Genomic DNA, 17,896 nt, shown 5'->3' with positions numbered 1-17,896 from the left:
GTATTTTACAGAATCTTAATAGTTCCACATATCAAGTTCTTTATTTCTAATTTCTTCTTTAATTTTATTAGACTCAAGTACTTGAAATAATGCGTTTCCTTTTACATAATTTGCAACATCTCTATCGCCATAAATATTTTCTTCTCTATAAATAATTGAATTAAATCTTCTGGCATTTAGCAAATGATCAAATGAAATTGGATATGCTGAATTTTTTTGATTAAATACTTTCATTTTATGAAGCAAATCCCTTGCGTCTGGGAACCACACCCAAAATAATGGCAATTGTTCAGAAATATCAATATCTTCTCTACCCATAATTTGCACATCTGGTGCAACCGGAGCTAAAGCCAACAAACGATATTTTAATTCACCTTGACGTTTATCAAAATACCAAAGACCTTTTATTTTAAAACCTTCAATATCTTGTGATGTTAAGTTGATCTTATCTATATATTCATCAATATTTGTAGCTCCTGCATTCAATTCATCAAAACCGGCATCAGTAGTATCAATTCTGTAAAGCTTACTGTTTATTTCTTTTTTGGTCATTTTTGCGGTAAAATAATCATCATCATAAATTTCAGTAATTTCACCTTTTCTTATACCTCGAAGTAATGTATCAAATAATGAACGACGATTGGCTGATACATTTATGGTATCAACCGGATAGTAAAATGGCAAATTAATACGCTCATTTAAATCAATATATTCCCATACAACTTTAGACCATAAAATATCTCTGTCATCTAAATAACCGTATTCCAATGGCTTATCATTATCAAATACTGATTGTTCTACCGTTTTTTTACCAATATCAGAAGGTTTTTTAGCATTTAGCAAGTTTGATTGTGCAAAAGTTGCATTAAACAGCACAAATGCCAAAATAAAAATCCCAATATTTCTCTTATCCATCATTTAAACTTTTTTTATTGTATTTCAATACTTACTGCTGAAGCATTTTTAATTTTATACGAGCTGTTACCAGATAACGATGATTTTATATCGAATATTGTAACAACATCACCTCTTTTAGCTTTTGAAATAGCTTTTCGAGCCTGACCATTCATTCTACTTCCACTAACAACAACAGCAGATTGCCCCGGCACTTTAATAGTAAATCCTGTTGTATTTAAAGTTAAATCAAAATCAAAATCTGGTAAAGCTGCTCCTACTGTTGAGTTTTCTAAACTTGTTTTAGGCATTTTAACATAACCGTCTTGCTTTCTAATTGTACCTACCGGTGATGGTATGTCTTTAATTCTAAAATTTTGAGAAGTACTTACTTTTTGACCATTTGGTAATGTTCCTGTAACACTAATTGTAACTTCTTTTCCAGAAGCTGGAGTCATAATATATTTTCCTGAACCGCTGCCTCTTCTTAATCCATTTCCATTTGCTGTAACTAAATTATCAGGTATTCCTGGTATTGAAATTGTCATAGGGTTAGCAATACCTCTGTATACTACATTCATTTTATCAGCAGATATTACAGCGCTGTTTGGCTTTGGAATTACAGCATACGAACTGTTAATTTCAATTTCAACCGGTTTTCCATTTTCCATAAAAACAAATTTCCCTTTCACATCTCGCTCACCAACAGCACCGGCCGGAAAATCTAAAATTGCACCACCATCTTCAATAGTAGTAATATTATTTCCATTAACAACAACTTCCGAAGGTTTTAAAGAAGCATCATAACGTCCTAAAACAACTTTCCCCTTAAAATTTTCACCTTGAAAAAAGGCAGATTTTTCAGGTATTAAAATTGTTTTGTAATTAGACATTGAAACGTCACTTTCTAACTGACCGCCTAAAAGACTGTTATAAATTTCAAATTGAGTAGTTTTTATGTCAGTTTGCATTGATGTTAAATTAGTAACCGTAGAAATTAAAGGGAAACCTTCATATCTATTTTTTAACCATGCTTGTTTGCCATCTTCAGTCTCCTGATCTGAAGTATCAAAACGTTTTTTTATGTTAGCAGCTAAAGGACTGTTTTCTCCAATAAGCCTTATTATTTCATCTCTATAACCATTAATATGGTTTAAAAATTCTTCTCCTGCACTTGTGTACAGATCACCTTCAAAAAAATGTTCATCAACAATTCCGGTTTTATCCATTGCTTCATAATCTTTAACGTCTTCTTGTCCTTCAAGAAAAAATGTTTTCTTCGATTCTAGATAATCATTAAAATTTTTAGATAACTCGTTTACCTTACTTGCTGTATCATATAATGGCTTATATTTTTCAGGTTGTTCGCTAGCCTTTGTTGCTAAATTTTCTAAAGTTGCAGTATTTTTTACAGTTGCTGTTAAATTATTATCAGTTAGTTTTTCATTCATGTAACCAAAAGCAGATAGTACTTCTTTAGACATTTGCATTGCAATCATAGCAATGAAAATTAAGTACATTAAATTTATCATTTTCTGCCTTGGTGATAATTTACCTGAAGCCATTTCTAATTAGTTTTTGGTTAATAATTAAATTTAATAAACTACTAATTAGTGTTTACTTGACATTGCAGATAACATACCTCCATAAACTCCATTAAGTGAAGATAAATTTGTTGCCAGCGATTCCATTTGTTCTTTAAGTTTACCTGCATTTTCAGCAACTTGTTGATTAATTTCTGCTTGTCTGCTTGTACTTTCTAATTGAACTTTGTATAAACTATTTAAAGATTCCATTTGAGCTGCAGCTAAAGATAATTGTTCACTATATTTAGTTGTTGCAGCTATTGAATCTACAGCTGGAGCAATATTTTCTGCAGCTCCCTTAAAATTTTGTATACTTTCACTTAAACTCTGCATTAAACCCGCATCTAATTTAGCATCTTTAAGCATTGAATCGAGTTTTTGTGACAATAAACTTTGAACTTCTTTCGATTCTTCTCTATCCTTATCGCGTTCATTTCCTTTAGCTAATTCAGGATATACCAAAGACCAATCTAAATCTTCTTCAACAGAATCAAATGCCGATATAAAAAATACTAATGCTTCTACACCCATACCAATTGTTAGCATTAGCCCTCCGTAAGGCCAATGTTGAATTTTAAAAAGAGCTCCTAAAATTACTATCGCAGCCCCTATACCATAAGCATAGTTAAATAATTTTTTAGTGTTTCTTGTTTGTGCCATGATTAAAGTTATTATGTTAGTGTTTAAGGTTGATTTTATTTACCATTTATATTGGAACCTAGAAAATCTTGAACTGTTCTAAAACCAATATAGCTCCTTGCAGAATCTGCATACTCATAATCTCGAGTACTTACTTCTAAAAAGTACGCAACGTCTTTCCAAGAGCCTCCTCTTATAATTTTTCTATGATTTTTAGCATCTTCCACGTTTGGGTTCATAGTCGAACCTATATAGTAAGATGCTTCATTATAAGCTGTATTTGTCCATTCTGATACATTTCCTGCCATATTATACAATCCATAATCATTTGGATTGTACGATTTTGCTTCCATTGTATATAAAGCTCCATCAACGGCATAATCACCTCTAGCAGGTTTGAAATTAGCTAAAAAGCAGCCTCTATCACTTGTTGTATATGGACCTCCCCACGGATATGTGGCATAATTAAGACCTCCCCTTGCAGCATATTCCCATTCAGCTTCGGTAGCTAATCTGAAATAAGGTACTGTACTTGATTTTTTCTTAGATTTTAAAAAATCATTTTTCTTTTTTGTTCTCCAACTGCAAAACGCTTTTGCCTGGCTCCAATTTACACCAACCACAGGGTAATCTTCATAAGCTACGTGATAAAAATAATCTTGATGCATAGGATCATTATATGAATAGTTAAAATCTCTAATCCACACTGTTGTATCAGGATACACTTCTACAATTTCTCGTTTTATAAAATCTTTTCTGTCCCCTTTCGCTCTGGCTGCAGCTTCTCTGTCTAACCATGCATAGTTAAATTTTAGTTTTTTTGTATCAAGTATCCTTTTCCCATCAAAACTGTTTTCAATTGGCAAATACATAGAATCCATTACTTCAGAATAATATTCGTCAGGAAATTCATTAGGATCCCAAGTTAAATCTTCTTCCCAATTAAGTAATCTACCTTGTAAAGGTGAATTTACATCTCCTAAGCTACCATAATTATACATCATGTACTTTTGGTATGGTGTCATATCTGAAGTATCCGGAATTTTAAATTGATAATCTTCTAAAACAATATTATTTTCATCAGACATTAATTCTGATAATAAAGCTAATTGACTTCTAACTATTGAATCGCGTACCCAAAAAACAAATTCTTTATATTCTGCATTTGTAATTTCAGTTTCATCCATATAAAAAGGGCGAACTGTAACAGTTCGCGTTGGAGAGTTTAACGCTCCGGCAATATCTTCATCTTCCTTTCCCATTGTAAATGAACCTCCCGGTATCAAAACCATACCTAGTGGTTTTTTTGAATGCCATTTTGTTCTTGATTTTGCTCCAACCAATTCTCCCTGATCATTGGAGCCACAACTATAAACAAACAAAGCTAATAAAATATACAATGATATTTTCTTCATAATAATTTTCTTAATCTATTTAGGCAAACCTATTACTAATTATTTTAAAAAACAATATTTTCTTTAATCTGATTAAAACTAAAAAAAACTCATTTTATTACATTAAAATGTACATTTTTTACTATATCAATTTTTTTAAAGTCCTTATCCATCGATCTGGGATTTCTTGATTAGTAGCACTAATATAATCTTGGTAAGTACATGGTATTAACGCATGTCTCTTAAATTTATTATTTTCATTTAAAGTAATTTCCATCCACCAACGACCACTTTTATTACTTTTATAAAAATTTAATGCCTGATCTTCAATTGGAACTATATATTTTTGATAGTTATCTTTTAATCCAAAAGGATAATCATTCGCTCTATAATTTACACCTTCAATAAAATACCAAATCATTTGAGAAATCAACTGAGCTGTTTGATTTTTTACATCAAATTTTGAATTATACTCATAAATTCCAAATGATGTTACCTTATCACTAATTCCGGCATAACGTGAAATTGCACAAATTTCCGCTCCGTTTAAACCATTAGGTGTTGCGTTATTATTTGCAGGTGCATCAGCATTTTTAACTGAAGACATATCTATACTAACAATATCGGCATCTCGTAAAATTGGTTCAACAATTTGGATTGAATTTGTTACTTCCCCTAACCTGTATGCTTCAAAAAATAAACTGTCTAATAAGTCAATTTCATCCTGAGAATTAAAATATGTTTGGTAACCTATATTACTGTAATTGAACAGATTATTTGGCTGATTCATTACAATTTTACTTAGGTATGATTGAGAAGTAAGCTCATCTTCAATTGTTCCTAAATCAAATTTATTATCTACAGCTACAATATTAACAGTTTGCTCTAAATTGTCGTAAGCTCTGTAATTTGCATAGGTTAAATCTTGTCCACCTCCAATAATAACCGGAATTATTTTATTTTTAATGAGATGCGTTAACAACTCACTTAGTGCAAAATAGGTGTCTTCAATTAAATTTCCTTGAGAAATCGTTCCCAAATCAACCACACTAACCGGCCAATTCCCCGGATACAACTTATAAAGTTCTTTTCTAATTTCATCTAAATTAGTACCGGTACCATAATTTCCTAATGATGCTCTTCCTTCTTCAACACCAACAATCGCAATTTTTTTGTTAGTTATATCAGGAAAATCATTTTGTGAAGTGTAAATCTCTATACATTGACCTAAAGATTTATTTGGTTGCATTTTTGCATATGCTAATAATGCAGTATCAACAGGTTTAAGGAATTCGAAATTCATTTATTTGGATTCTCTTTTATCTCTTTATAAGGGAGCAAGATAACCAAAAAAAATTATTTTTTACTAGTTTTACGCTTAGTAGTCTTCTTTTTTGGAGCGTTTTTTTCTATAATCTCTTTTACTTCGTTAAGTGTTAATTTACTAGCATCAACAGTTTTTGGTAATTCAATTTTAGTTTTACCTTTTAAAATATTTGATCTTCCCCAACGAGCTTTTTCTACTTTTATTCCTTCTTCTTCCCAGTTATGAATCACTTTTTCAATGTCTTTTCGCTTTTTATCTTCAATTAATTCAATAATATCAGACTCTGCTAAATTATCAAAGTCATACTTTTTACTAACATTGATAAAAGTGTTATTCCACTTTATAAAAGGTCCAAATCTTCCTACTCCTTTTTGTACAGGCATTTTTTCATAGTGTGCAATTGGAGCGTCAGCTTTTTGTTTTTCTTGTATTAAATCTATAGCTCTGTTGATATCAATTGACATTGGGTTTTCATCTTTTGGTATTGACACAAACATTTTTCCAAATTTAATATAAGGTCCAAACCTACCATTTGCTACTATTACATCTTCATTTTCAAAACCGCCTATTTTTTTTGGAAGTTTAAATAAATCTAAAGCTTCTTTATATGTTATTGATGCTAAGGTTTGATCTCCTTGTAAACTTGCAAATTTTGGTTTTTCATCATCTGTTGCCTCTCCAATTTGCACCATAGCTCCAAATCTGCCTAAACGTGCATAAATATTTTTACCACTTTCAGGATCAATACCCAACAAACGCTCTCCTTTTGCCCTTTCTGCGTTTTCTGCAACATCTTCAACCATCGGATGAAAAGTTTTATAAAAATCTTTGATCATTAACGACCAATCTTCTTTTCCTTCAGCAATATCATCAAATTCAGATTCAACTTTTGCAGTAAAACCAAAGTCTAAAATATTTGAAAAGTTTTCAACTAAAAAGTCATTTACAATATTTCCTATATCCGTAGGGATTAATTTTCCTTTATCCGAACCAACTTTTTCTGTTAAGGTTTTGGTAGTAATTTCACCACCTTTTAATTTTAACTCTGTATAATTTCTGTCTTCACCATCAATAGTTCCTTTTGTAACATATTCTCTTCTTTGAATTGTTGAAATTGTTGGCGCATACGTTGAAGGACGTCCAATACCCAATTCTTCAAGTCTTTTAACTAATGAAGCTTCTGTATAGCGATATGGTGCTTTTGTATAACGCTCTGTTGCAGTAATGTGCTTATTCGTTATTTGTTCACCAGTTTTTAAATTCGGTAACATTTTAGACTGCTCTTCTTCTTCATTGTCTGAACCTTCTATATATACTTTTAGAAAACCTTCAAATTTTAACATTTCACCGTTTGCAGTTAAAATATGGTTATTGTTAGAGTTAGATATTCTAACGTTAGTTCGTTCTAACTGAGCGTCGCTCATTTGAGAAGCTATAGTTCTTTTCCAAATTAAATCGTACAATCTATCTTGATCATAATCTACTGAAATAGATTGGGTACTCATATTAGTTGGCCTAATAGCTTCGTGCGCTTCTTGTGCTCCTTTAGACTTAGTATTATAACTTCTTGGTTTACTGTATGCTTTACCAAAAGATGAGATAATTTCTTCTTTAGCTTCATTAATAGCATCGTTGGATAAATTAACGCTATCGGTTCTCATATAAGTTATTAATCCTGCTTCGTATAAACGTTGAGCAATCATCATTGTTTTAGCTACAGGAAAATATAATTTACGAGATGCTTCTTGTTGTAAAGTAGATGTAGTAAATGGTGCTGCCGGCGATTTTTTTGCAGGTTTCTTTTGTAAATCATCTATTTTAAATTGGGCTCCAACACAAGAATTCAAAAACTTTTCAGCTTCTTCTCTTGTATCAAAATTTTGAGGTAACGATGCTTTGAACTTTTTATCTTCTCCTGTTATAAATTGAGCAACAACTTTATAAGATGCTACCGGTTTAAAGTTAATAATTTCACGCTCTCTCTCTACAATTAACCTTACTGCAACAGATTGTACACGTCCGGCTGACAATCCGCCTTTAACTTTTCTCCAAAGAACCGGAGACAACTCATACCCAACCAATCGGTCTAAAACTCTACGAGCTTGTTGTGCATTTACTAAATTATAGTCAATACTTCTTGGATTTTCTACAGCTTTTAAGATGGCTTTTTTAGTAATTTCATGAAAAACAATACGTTTTGTTTTAATGTCTTTCAATTTTAACTGCTCAAATAAATGCCATGCAATTGCTTCCCCTTCACGATCTTCATCGGAAGCTAACCAAACTGTTTCCGATTTTTTGGCTAAATCTTTTAATTTTTTTACAATTGCTTTTTTATCAGAAGGCACTAAATATTTTGGCTTAAAATCACCTTCAACATCAATTCCAATTTCTTTAGAGGGTAGGTCTGCTATATGCCCAAAACTAGATTCTACTTGAAAATCATTTCCTAAAAACTTTTCTATTGTTTTTGCCTTAGCAGGTGACTCTACTATTACTAAATTTTTCGCCATTTTATTTTTTTTGAGGGTACAAATGTATGAGAAAAAAAATATATCGTCCTAATTTAAATGTATAACACTTATTTTTTAAGATATTTTTTTAGACCAAAACATCAACTATATTTCTGATTATCAGCTACTAAAAATTATAACTCATTTTTAAATTTCCGTAAATATGTCCTTGAGCTTGTGAAGTTTGTTTTGTATTGTAATGATAACTTATCCCAAATTGAATTTTATTGATAAGAAATTTGACACCGGCTTCGGCTAAAAATAGATGCCGAACAACGTCTTTAGTTAAAGGGGCATTGTTATTCCAAATACTACCTTCTATTAAAGCATCATATCCTACAAATCTATATTTAACAGCTGTATATGCCGAAACTTTTTTTGACACTGCTAATTGATTAAATTCTTTTAAATTTTCAAAAAATGAAAAATAGAAACCCTGCTGAAAAAATACATCTTTTGTTCCCAATGTAGCAACAGATTCAGCAAACATATTATTTAATACTTCTTTTTTATAAACAGAAGAAAGATTAAACATAAACTCTGATGGAATTTGATCTTTCCAAATCGGAATTTCACTAAAATTAAATGCTCTGTGAAACCACCTATGCAAAGCCTTGCTTTGTGAAGCATTTCCGGTTACACCCAACTCTAACCCTATACCAAAAATTTGATTTTCTTTTTGTTTAGAAGCATCTATTGAAGCAAACAACCATCCTGCAAATGGTCTGTCATAAACTTCAACAATATCAATATCAGAATCAGAAGGTGTATACATTTTTTGTCCAAGCGTAGTTTTCACTACAATTTCTCCACCCGATTTTAACAACGGAAATTTGTTTGCATTAAATTCATAATGAACAAAAATTCCTGACGTATAGTATTTATCCCCTCGCCTAAGTACAAAAGAATCATTATCAACTTGGAGTGTTAACCTGTGAAGGTTACTTTCTTGAGCTAACCCACTAATAGCTGAACTCAAAAGAATAAAAAGAAATATTTTTCTCAATTGTAATTTAAAAGTATCAAATATACAAGTAAATTAAACTTTACAAAAAATATCTTTCTTTTAATTTTTATTTCAAAATAACATGAGAAAATTGCATTTTATTTAAAAATATGGCTTAATATAAACTAAACGTACTTAATAAATCAATTGTATTATTTTGGTAAGTATATTGAAACAACGTATTATCTCCAATTAACAACAAATGACTATCCATTGGAATAACGTCAAACGCATTTATATTTTCAAATGTATTTAATAGTTCTAAATTTTCAACATCTGTTTTATTATAAACTTTTAATCCCGAGGTTCCATCACAAATAAAAAGTAAGTTATCTTTAATACCTAAACCGTACGGGTTATCCATTGCATAAGATTTTACAAGTTTAAGATTGTACAAATCTGTAATATCAACAATTTCAAGACTACTTTCAAAAGCACCACACAAATTACCTGCACGCAATGTTATATACGCATAATTATCATCTACAACAACAGGATCGCAAGCTGTACCGTGTTGAAACTCAGAAATAAATGCTGGTGTTGCAGGAGATGAGATGTCATAAATATACATTCCGCTCATACTTCCCAAAAACAAATGATTTCCTTTATTAAATATTGTTTCAATATCAAAACCGGCTTGAACATCTTCTAATTCTATAGGCGATTCCAAATTGTTAATATCAAAAATATTGATACTATGACTATCAACTGCATATAAATAATTATTCACAATTTTAAATCTTGCCAACGAACCTCCTTGGCCTGTTGCTTCTGCTGAAGCAAGCGCTGTTTCAAAAAGCACGTCTCCATTATAACCTTTTTGTATATCTCCTACTTTCCTTTGTTCTTCTGTAATGTTCCAACCAACAATTATTTCACCTGAATTATGCCCATTTTCACCATAATCAACAACTAAATTCTCAACTAATGGTAAAGTAATATAATCGGGAAATACATTTTCTAACCTCGCCACTTCTTGTATATTTTCTTTATTTGAAATATCAAAAACCAGCAAATCCATTAAACTATCTGCATATAAATAATCGCCTTTTACTTCCATATCTTTATTGGACACAATTTCAATAAAAGCAATTTTTACAGGATTTTCAGGATTAGAATTATCTATAATATGTATTCCGCTATTAATATCATTCACAAAAACTAAAGAGTTATATGCATAGATTTTTCCGGATTCAACAATTGCCTTTGGCGAAGTAATTTTAACTGATGACCTAAATGCATCTAAAGACATATATTCAGGAGTTGCAACATTTACATTTTCATATTCATCATTGTTATTATCGCATGATAACATAAAAATTAAAACTGCAACCAACAAAAATAAGTTTCTGGTTTTCATTTGTATTGAATTTAAGTTTGATTAATTAGCTTAAAAAGCCTTTAATGATATAAAAAAACACTTCTTATTTCTCAAGACCTATTAACTACAATACGTTAAAAAATAGTAAAACGCTACAATGGTTTTATTTTTTCACTTTTCTAATATCCTAACTATATTAATACTTTCATATTTCTAGTTATACTTTTTGATTGTTAAAATTCTGCCAATTTGGCACATTTTTAAAAAATTGGTTATACATTTGCAATCCAATAAAAACATATATGGGTAGCGAAAAAGTTATAGAAGAAAAAAAGCAAGGACAAGCACTTTTAACCAACTATATAAACGGTAATACTAAAAAGCTGTATATAGAAAGTTATGGGTGCCAAATGAACCTGAATGACAGTGAAATTGTTGCTTCTATTTTATCTGAACAAGGGTATAATACAACTCATTTATTAGAAGAAGCCGATTTGGTTTTGGTAAATACTTGTTCTATTAGAGAAAAGGCCGAACAAACTGTTCGTAAACGTTTAGAGAAATACAATGCCGTAAAAAAAATAAATCCAACAATGAAAGTTGGCGTATTAGGCTGTATGGCCGAACGTTTAAAAGCCAAATTTTTAGAAGAAGAAAAAATAGTTGACTTGGTTGTTGGACCAGATGCCTACAGAGATTTGCCAAATCTTTTAGCTGAAGTTAATGAAGGACGTGATGCCGTAAATGTAATTTTATCAAAAGAAGAAACCTATGGCGATGTGTCTCCTGTAAGATTAAACAGTAATGGTGTATCTGCTTTTGTATCAATTACCAGAGGTTGTGACAATATGTGTACTTTTTGTGTGGTTCCATTTACTCGTGGACGTGAACGAAGCCGTGACCCGAAAAGTATTTTGGAAGAAATTAAACAATTAGATCAAAAAGGTTATAAAGAAGTTACGCTGTTGGGTCAAAATGTAGATAGTTATCTTTGGTATGGAGGCGGATTAAAAAAGGATTTCAAAAATGCTTCTGAAATTGCCAAAGCTACAGCGGTAGATTTTGCTCAATTATTAGATTTAGCAGCTACTGAATTTCCTAAAACACGTTTTCGTTTTTCTACTTCCAATCCTCAAGATATGAGTTTAGATGTTATTCATACAATGGCTAAACACGAAAATATTTGTAAATACATTCATTTACCTGTTCAATCAGGCAGCACTAGTGTTTTAGAAAGAATGAATCGTCAGCATACTCGTGAGGAGTATATGGAGTTGATTGATAATATTAGAAAAATACTTCCAGAATGTGCTTTATCACAAGATATGATTACAGGTTTTTGTGGTGAAACAGAGGAAGAACATCAAGATACTTTAAGCTTAATGGAATATGTAAAATACGACTTCGGTTTTATGTTTGCTTATTCTGAAAGACCTGGAACGCCTGCAGCAAAAAAAATGGAAGATGATGTACCAAACCACGTTAAAAAAAGACGTTTAAATGAAATTATTCAACTGCAGCAAAAACACGGTTTATATCGCATGGAGCAATTTGTTGGTAAAACTGTTGAGGTTTTAATTGAAGGATCATCAAAAAAATCTGATTTACATTGGAAAGGCAGAAATTCACAAAATGCCGTAGTAGTTTTCCCAAAAGGAAATGAACAAGTAGGTGATTTTGTTAATGTATTTGTTGAAGATTGTACATCGGCAACACTTATAGGAAAAAAAATATAAAATTATGGAATCGTTACAAGGTATAAAACAACGTTTTGGAATAATTGGTAACGATAATCATTTAAACCGAGCTATTGAAAAAGCAATTAGAGTTGCGCCAACAGATATTTCGGTTTTGGTTACCGGTGAAAGTGGTGTTGGTAAAGAAAGTATTCCAAAAATAATTCATCATTTATCACACCGTAAACATGCAAAATATATTGCTGTAAACTGTGGTGCTATTCCAGAAGGAACTATTGACAGTGAACTTTTTGGTCACGAAAAAGGTGCTTTTACAGGTGCTACTGCCACCAGAAAAGGTTATTTTGAAGTAGCTGACGGCGGTACCATTTTTTTAGATGAAGTTGGAGAATTACCTCTAACAACACAAGTTAGATTATTGCGTGTACTTGAAAATGGCGAATTTATTAAGGTAGGCTCATCACAAGTTCAAAAAACGAATGTGCGTATTGTGGCTGCAACAAATTTAAACATGCACAATGCCATTAATAAAGGTAAATTCAGAGAAGATCTTTACTATCGTTTAAGCACTATTGAAATTAATTTACCTCCTTTAAGAGAAAGATTAGAAGACATACATCTACTTTTTAGAAAATTTGCATCAGATTTTGCTCAAAAATATAAAATGCCTACCGTTAGACTTTCTGATGATGCGGTTAAAATTTTAGAAAACTATGGCTTTCCCGGAAATATTCGACAACTTCGAAATATTGCCGAAGAAATATCGGTAGTTGAAGAAAATAGAAATATTACTGCAGAAAGGTTGTTAAGATATTTGCCTAATAGAGGAACCAATTTACCTACTGTAATTGATGGTAAAAAATCAAGTACCGATTTTGCTACCGAACGAGAAATTATGTATAAAATATTGTTCGATATGCGAAATGATATTAACGATTTAAAAAAGTTAACACTTGATTTAATGAAAAGTGATGATTCTGCCAAAGTACAAGAAGAAAATAAAAAGCTTATTCAGAAAATTTACAAAGAAGAGCCTGAAATTTCGCAAGAAGAAAATCATGTAGAAGTTGTTAGAATAAACGAAAATTATAAGAATTCTAAAGATTATGAATTTGCTGAAACCATTGATGCTGATGAAAGCCTTTCAATACAAGAAAAAGAAATTGAATTGATAAAAAAATCACTCGATCGTAATAACGGGAAACGCAAATTGGCAGCAAAAGAATTAGGTATTTCAGAAAGAACCCTATATCGAAAAATAAAACAATACGATTTATAGTTAATTTATTTAACTTTGAATTCATTTTTTTTCTAAGCATATAAATGAAAAAACTTAATTTTATTACTTTAATCATATTTATACTATTAACACAAAGTTGTGGTATTTATTCATTTACAGGTACAAACTTACATCCTGATGTAAAAACAGTACAAATTGATTATTTTCCTAATAATGCTGTTTTAATTGAACCTTCTCTTAGTCAGGAATTTACTACTCAATTTCAAGATTTGTTTCTACAACAAACCAATTTAAGTTTGGTAAAGTCTGGTGGCGATTTACAATTTGAAGGAGAAATTACCGGATATAAAATTAATCCGATGACTGCAACTGCTGAACAAACAGCTGCTCAAAACCGTTTAACAATAACTGTTAATGTTCGATTTTTTAATAACTTGGCAGAAGAAGATAATTTTGAACGTTCATTTTCTCACTATTATGATTATGATGGAAATGCTCAATTAACAGGAAGTTTGATGGATGATGCATTTAATGAAATTATTGAACGAATTACCCAAGATATTTTTAATGCTTCGGTAGCTAAATGGTAGTTTATGAATAGTGCTGAATTTACTTTTTTATTAAAAAATCCTGAAATTATTGATGCAACTAAAACGCAACAACTAGAAGAAATATCAGCGGTATTTCCTTATTTTCAATCTATTAGAGCAATTCAACTAAAAGGTTTTAATAAAATAAATAGTTTTAAATACAATCAGGCATTAAAAAAAACAGCAGCATATACTATAGACAGAAAAGTACTTTTTAATTTTATTACATCTTCTTCATTTAATAATAATCGCACAAATAAAAATGTTGAAATTTTAGAAGAAATTGAAGTTATTGAACCTGAAACCATTGAAACACTTCATAAAAAAATATCAGAAACCTCTTCTAAAAAAGAATTAATCAAAGAACAAGAGTCTGAAAACGAAGAAAAAGAAAGCGCCAATACTTTCCTAGAAATTGGAAAACCAATTCATTTTATCAGTTCAGAACCACATTCTTTTAATGAATGGATGCAATTAATTTCCCAAAAACCAATTATTAGAAACAAAAATTCAATTGTTTCAAACAAAAAAAGCACAAACTCTGATGATAAGTTTTCTTTAATTGATAAATTTATAGAATCAAATCCAAAAATTAAACCAGCCGATAAAACTGATTCTAATTTTGATATCTCTAATGAAAGTTCAAACGAAAATGAAAGTTTAATGACAGAAACATTAGCCAAAGTTTACCTTGAACAAAAAAAATACGATAGTGCTATTAAAGCATATCACATTTTAAGTTTGAAATATCCAGAAAAAAGTAGTTTCTTTGCAGACCGAATTAAAGCTATTAAAATTTTACAAAAAAATAAGTCATGACATATACATTATTTCTAATATTAATTATGATTGTAGCATTATTGCTAATATTAATTATTATGGTACAAAATCCTAAAGGAGGAGGTTTATCATCTTCATTTGGTGGTGGTGGAACTCAGGCATTAGGTGGTGTTCAAAATACAACTAACTTTTTAGATAAAAGTACTTGGACACTTTCTGTTATTTTACTTGCACTAATTTTACTTTCAAATTTTGCTGCACCTAAAGTAAATGCTGTTGATACAAGTTCAGAAATTGAGCAAACACTTGAAAACCGTGAAGTTCAAGACACTCCGGTACAACCTAGTACAACTACTTTAGATACCGTTCAATAATAGTTTTTAATAAAAATCATACAAATGCCAACGAGAAATGACACGTTGGCATTTTTTGTTTTAACAAATTTCATTTTAAAAAGCATATTTGTCAGTTTTAAACAACTGGCACACTTTTAGCAATTTTAATTCGCAGAATTAATAACTTAAAAATAATTACAAAATGAGTAAACTTAATATTAAACCACTAGCGGATAGAGTTTTAATTGAACCGCTTCCTGCTGAGACTACTACAGCTTCAGGACTTATTATTCCGGATTCAGCTAAAGAAAAACAACAAAAAGGAACTGTAATTGCAGTTGGCAATGGTACTAAAGAAGAGCCTATGACAGTTAAAGTTGGAGATACTGTTTTGTATGGTAAATATGCCGGAACCGAGATTGTTTTAGAAGGTACCGAGTATTTAATAATGAGAGAAAGCGATATTTTAGCAATTGTTTAATATTTAAAAAATAAAAATAAAATGGCAAAAGATATAATATTTGATATTGAAGCGCGCGACGGTTTAAAACGCGGAGTAGATGCTTTAGCAAATGCTGTTAAAGTAACATTAGGACCAAAAGGAAGAAATGTAGTTATTGGTAAAGCTTTTGGCGGACCTACAATTACTAAAGATGGTGTAAGTGTTGCCAAAGAAATAGAATTGGAAGACACTCTTGAAAATATGGGAGCCCAAATGGTAAAAGAAGTAGCTTCAAAAACTAGCGATTTAGCCGGTGATGGTACTACAACTGCTACTGTTTTAGCACAAGCTATTGTAAAAGAAGGATTAAAAAACGTTGCTGCAGGAGCAAATCCGCTAGATTTAAAACGCGGAATCGATAAAGCTGTTGAAGCAATTGTTGCTAATTTAAAAGAACAATCTCAAGTTGTTGGAAACAATTCTGATAAAATAAAACAAGTTGCCTCTATCTCGGCAAATAATGACGAAACCATTGGTGAATTAATTGCACAGGCTTTCCAAAAAGTTGGTAAAGAAGGTGTAATTACCGTTGAAGAAGCAAAAGGAACTTCTACGTATGTTGATATAGTTGAGGGTATGCAATTTGACAGAGGTTATTTATCTCCATATTTTGTGACAAATGCTGACAAAATGTTGACAGATTTAGAAAATCCTTACATTCTTTTATTTGAAAAGAAAATAACAAACCTAAAAGATTTATTACCAATTTTAGAGCCAGTTGCCCAAAGTGGAAAACCATTATTAATTATTGCTGAAGATGTTGAAGGTGAAGCTTTAGCTACTTTAGTAATGAATAAATTACGTGGTGCTTTAAAAATAGCAGCAGTAAAAGCTCCTGGTTTTGGTGATAGAAGAAAAGCAATGTTAGAAGATATTGCTATTTTAACTGGTGGAACAGTAATTTCTGAAGAAAGAGGTTTAACCTTAGAAGGTACAACTCTTGAAATGCTTGGAACTGCAGAAAGAATTACTATTGATAAAGACAATACTACTGTTGTTAACGGTGCCGGTAATCATGAAGATATTAAAGCCAGAGTTAGTCAAATTAAAGCACAAATAGAAACTACTACTTCAGACTATGATAAAGAAAAACTGCAAGAACGCCTAGCAAAATTAGCAGGAGGAGTTGCAGTATTGTATGTTGGTGCTGCCAGTGAAGTTGAAATGAAAGAAAAGAAAGATAGAGTTGATGACGCGTTACACGCTACACGTGCTGCTGTTGAAGAAGGTATTGTTGCCGGTGGTGGTGTTGCTTTAGTAAGAACCAAAGAAGTATTACAATCAATTACTACTGATAGTTTAGATGAATTAACAGGAATTAAAATATTAAACAGAGCTATTGAAGAACCTTTAAGACAAATTGTTGAAAACGCCGGTGGTGAAGGTTCTGTTGTAGTTGCAAAAGTAATTGAAGGTAAAGACGATTTTGGTTACAATGCTAAAACTGATGAATATACTCATATGTTAAAAGCAGGAATTATCGATCCTACAAAAGTTACAAGAATTGCATTAGAAAATGCAGCTTCTGTTGCAGGTATGATTTTAACCACTGCATGTACTTTAGTTGATATTAAAGAAGATGCACCTGCAGGTGGAATGCCTCCAATGGGTGGTGGAATGCCGGGAATGATGTAATAATAATTAATTTACTATATAAAAAAAGCCACTTAAATTTAAGTGGCTTTTTTTATTACTTGACACTGTTTCACACAGTGTGTAAGTATAAAATATCGAGGGTTTAGCTAATTATAGCTGGACCCTTTTTTCAAATATGACAAGGAACTGATTTAGGATAATGCCCCAATTTTGGATTGGCATTGACCATTTTTTGGTAGCTTCTCTCAAAGCCAAATATACGGATTTCATTACAGATTGATCAGATGGGAATGAAAGTTTGTTTTTGGTGTACTTTCGGATTTTCCCATTCAGATTCTCAATAATGTTCGTTGTGTAGATTATTTTTCTGATTTCCAGGGGAAATTCAAAAAATACGGTCAGGTCTTCCCAATTGTCTTTCCAGCTTTTAATGGCGTAGGAATATTTATCTTCCCATACGGCTGCAAAATCGTCCA

At 31.1% G+C, this 17,896-nt stretch carries 16 protein-coding genes; 7 read left to right on the top strand and 9 right to left on the bottom strand.

Annotated features, from left to right (window positions below):
- Positions 1 to 15: 15 nt before the first annotated feature.
- From gldN to HGB55_RS07375, 8 genes are all read right to left on the bottom strand, one after another.
- Positions 16 to 918, bottom strand: coding sequence for a gliding motility protein GldN (gldN, locus tag HGB55_RS07410; RefSeq protein ID WP_371807809.1), 903 nt, complete (start codon positions 916 to 918; stop codon positions 16 to 18).
- Between the two features lie 11 nt (positions 919 to 929).
- Positions 930 to 2,459 (bottom strand): gliding motility protein GldM, encoded by a 1,530-nt coding sequence (gene gldM, locus HGB55_RS07405; RefSeq protein ID WP_168816151.1) that lies wholly within the window; start codon positions 2,457 to 2,459, stop codon positions 930 to 932.
- Between the two features lie 45 nt (positions 2,460 to 2,504).
- Positions 2,505 to 3,140 carry a gliding motility protein GldL gene (gene gldL / locus HGB55_RS07400; protein ID WP_168816150.1) on the bottom strand — a complete coding sequence of 212 codons (636 nt, stop codon included), beginning with the start codon at positions 3,138 to 3,140 and terminating at the stop codon, positions 2,505 to 2,507.
- A gap of 35 nt (positions 3,141 to 3,175) precedes the next feature.
- Positions 3,176 to 4,534, bottom strand: a complete 1,359-nt coding sequence (gene gldK, locus HGB55_RS07395) for a gliding motility lipoprotein GldK (protein WP_168816149.1) — start codon at positions 4,532 to 4,534, stop codon at positions 3,176 to 3,178.
- A gap of 121 nt (positions 4,535 to 4,655) precedes the next feature.
- Positions 4,656 to 5,816 carry a formimidoylglutamase gene (locus HGB55_RS07390; RefSeq protein ID WP_168816148.1) on the bottom strand — a complete coding sequence of 387 codons (1,161 nt, stop codon included), beginning with the start codon at positions 5,814 to 5,816 and terminating at the stop codon, positions 4,656 to 4,658.
- Between the two features lie 53 nt (positions 5,817 to 5,869).
- On the bottom strand, positions 5,870 to 8,353 hold the full coding sequence (topA, locus tag HGB55_RS07385; protein ID WP_168816147.1) for a type I DNA topoisomerase: 2,484 nt from the start codon (positions 8,351 to 8,353) through the stop codon (positions 5,870 to 5,872).
- Between the two features lie 127 nt (positions 8,354 to 8,480).
- Entirely contained in the window at positions 8,481 to 9,359 is an 879-nt protein-coding gene (locus HGB55_RS07380) for a lipid A deacylase LpxR family protein (protein WP_168816145.1), read from the bottom strand.
- A 115-nt stretch (positions 9,360 to 9,474) separates the two neighbouring features.
- Positions 9,475 to 10,719: an LVIVD repeat-containing protein gene (locus HGB55_RS07375; RefSeq protein WP_168816143.1), complete on the bottom strand. Its 1,245-nt coding sequence runs from the start codon at positions 10,717 to 10,719 to the stop codon at positions 9,475 to 9,477.
- Positions 10,720 to 10,982: 263 nt separating this feature from the next.
- Here HGB55_RS07375 and miaB point away from each other — a divergent pair, with 263 nt between their 5' ends.
- The 7 genes from miaB to groL all read left to right on the top strand — a co-directional run bounded on the left by miaB (position 10,983) and on the right by groL (position 17,459).
- A complete protein-coding gene (gene miaB, locus HGB55_RS07370; RefSeq protein ID WP_168816141.1) occupies positions 10,983 to 12,416 on the top strand; it encodes a tRNA (N6-isopentenyl adenosine(37)-C2)-methylthiotransferase MiaB in 1,434 nt (477 codons plus the stop codon).
- A gap of 4 nt (positions 12,417 to 12,420) precedes the next feature.
- Positions 12,421 to 13,656 carry a sigma-54-dependent Fis family transcriptional regulator gene (locus HGB55_RS07365; RefSeq protein ID WP_168816139.1) on the top strand — a complete coding sequence of 412 codons (1,236 nt, stop codon included), beginning with the start codon at positions 12,421 to 12,423 and terminating at the stop codon, positions 13,654 to 13,656.
- A 44-nt stretch (positions 13,657 to 13,700) separates the two neighbouring features.
- Positions 13,701 to 14,207, top strand: a complete 507-nt coding sequence (locus HGB55_RS07360) for an LptE family protein (RefSeq protein WP_168816137.1) — start codon at positions 13,701 to 13,703, stop codon at positions 14,205 to 14,207.
- A 3-nt stretch (positions 14,208 to 14,210) separates the two neighbouring features.
- Positions 14,211 to 15,026 carry a hypothetical protein gene (locus tag HGB55_RS07355; protein ID WP_168816134.1) on the top strand — a complete coding sequence of 272 codons (816 nt, stop codon included), beginning with the start codon at positions 14,211 to 14,213 and terminating at the stop codon, positions 15,024 to 15,026.
- The gene (gene secG, locus HGB55_RS07350) at positions 15,023 to 15,361 is read left to right on the top strand and encodes a preprotein translocase subunit SecG (RefSeq protein WP_168816132.1); all 339 of its coding nucleotides are present in this window, start codon (positions 15,023 to 15,025) and stop codon (positions 15,359 to 15,361) included. The genes HGB55_RS07355 and secG overlap by 4 nt, the downstream gene beginning before the upstream one ends.
- 163 nt (positions 15,362 to 15,524) lie before the next feature.
- Positions 15,525 to 15,803 (top strand): co-chaperone GroES, encoded by a 279-nt coding sequence (gene groES / locus HGB55_RS07345; RefSeq protein WP_168816130.1) that lies wholly within the window; start codon positions 15,525 to 15,527, stop codon positions 15,801 to 15,803.
- Between the two features lie 21 nt (positions 15,804 to 15,824).
- Positions 15,825 to 17,459 carry a chaperonin GroEL gene (gene groL, locus HGB55_RS07340; RefSeq protein ID WP_168816128.1) on the top strand — a complete coding sequence of 545 codons (1,635 nt, stop codon included), beginning with the start codon at positions 15,825 to 15,827 and terminating at the stop codon, positions 17,457 to 17,459.
- 111 nt (positions 17,460 to 17,570) lie between these two features.
- Here groL and HGB55_RS07335 read toward each other — a convergent pair.
- A partial coding sequence (locus HGB55_RS07335) for a transposase (RefSeq protein WP_168816126.1) occupies positions 17,571 to 17,896 on the bottom strand: 326 nt, incomplete at its 5' end.

Source organism: Lutibacter sp. B1, from assembly GCF_012524075.1.
Lineage (GTDB): Bacteria > Bacteroidota > Bacteroidia > Flavobacteriales > Flavobacteriaceae > Lutibacter.
Note: the sequence above shows the minus strand (reverse complement) of the source record. Positions and strands in the feature narration are given on the sequence as shown.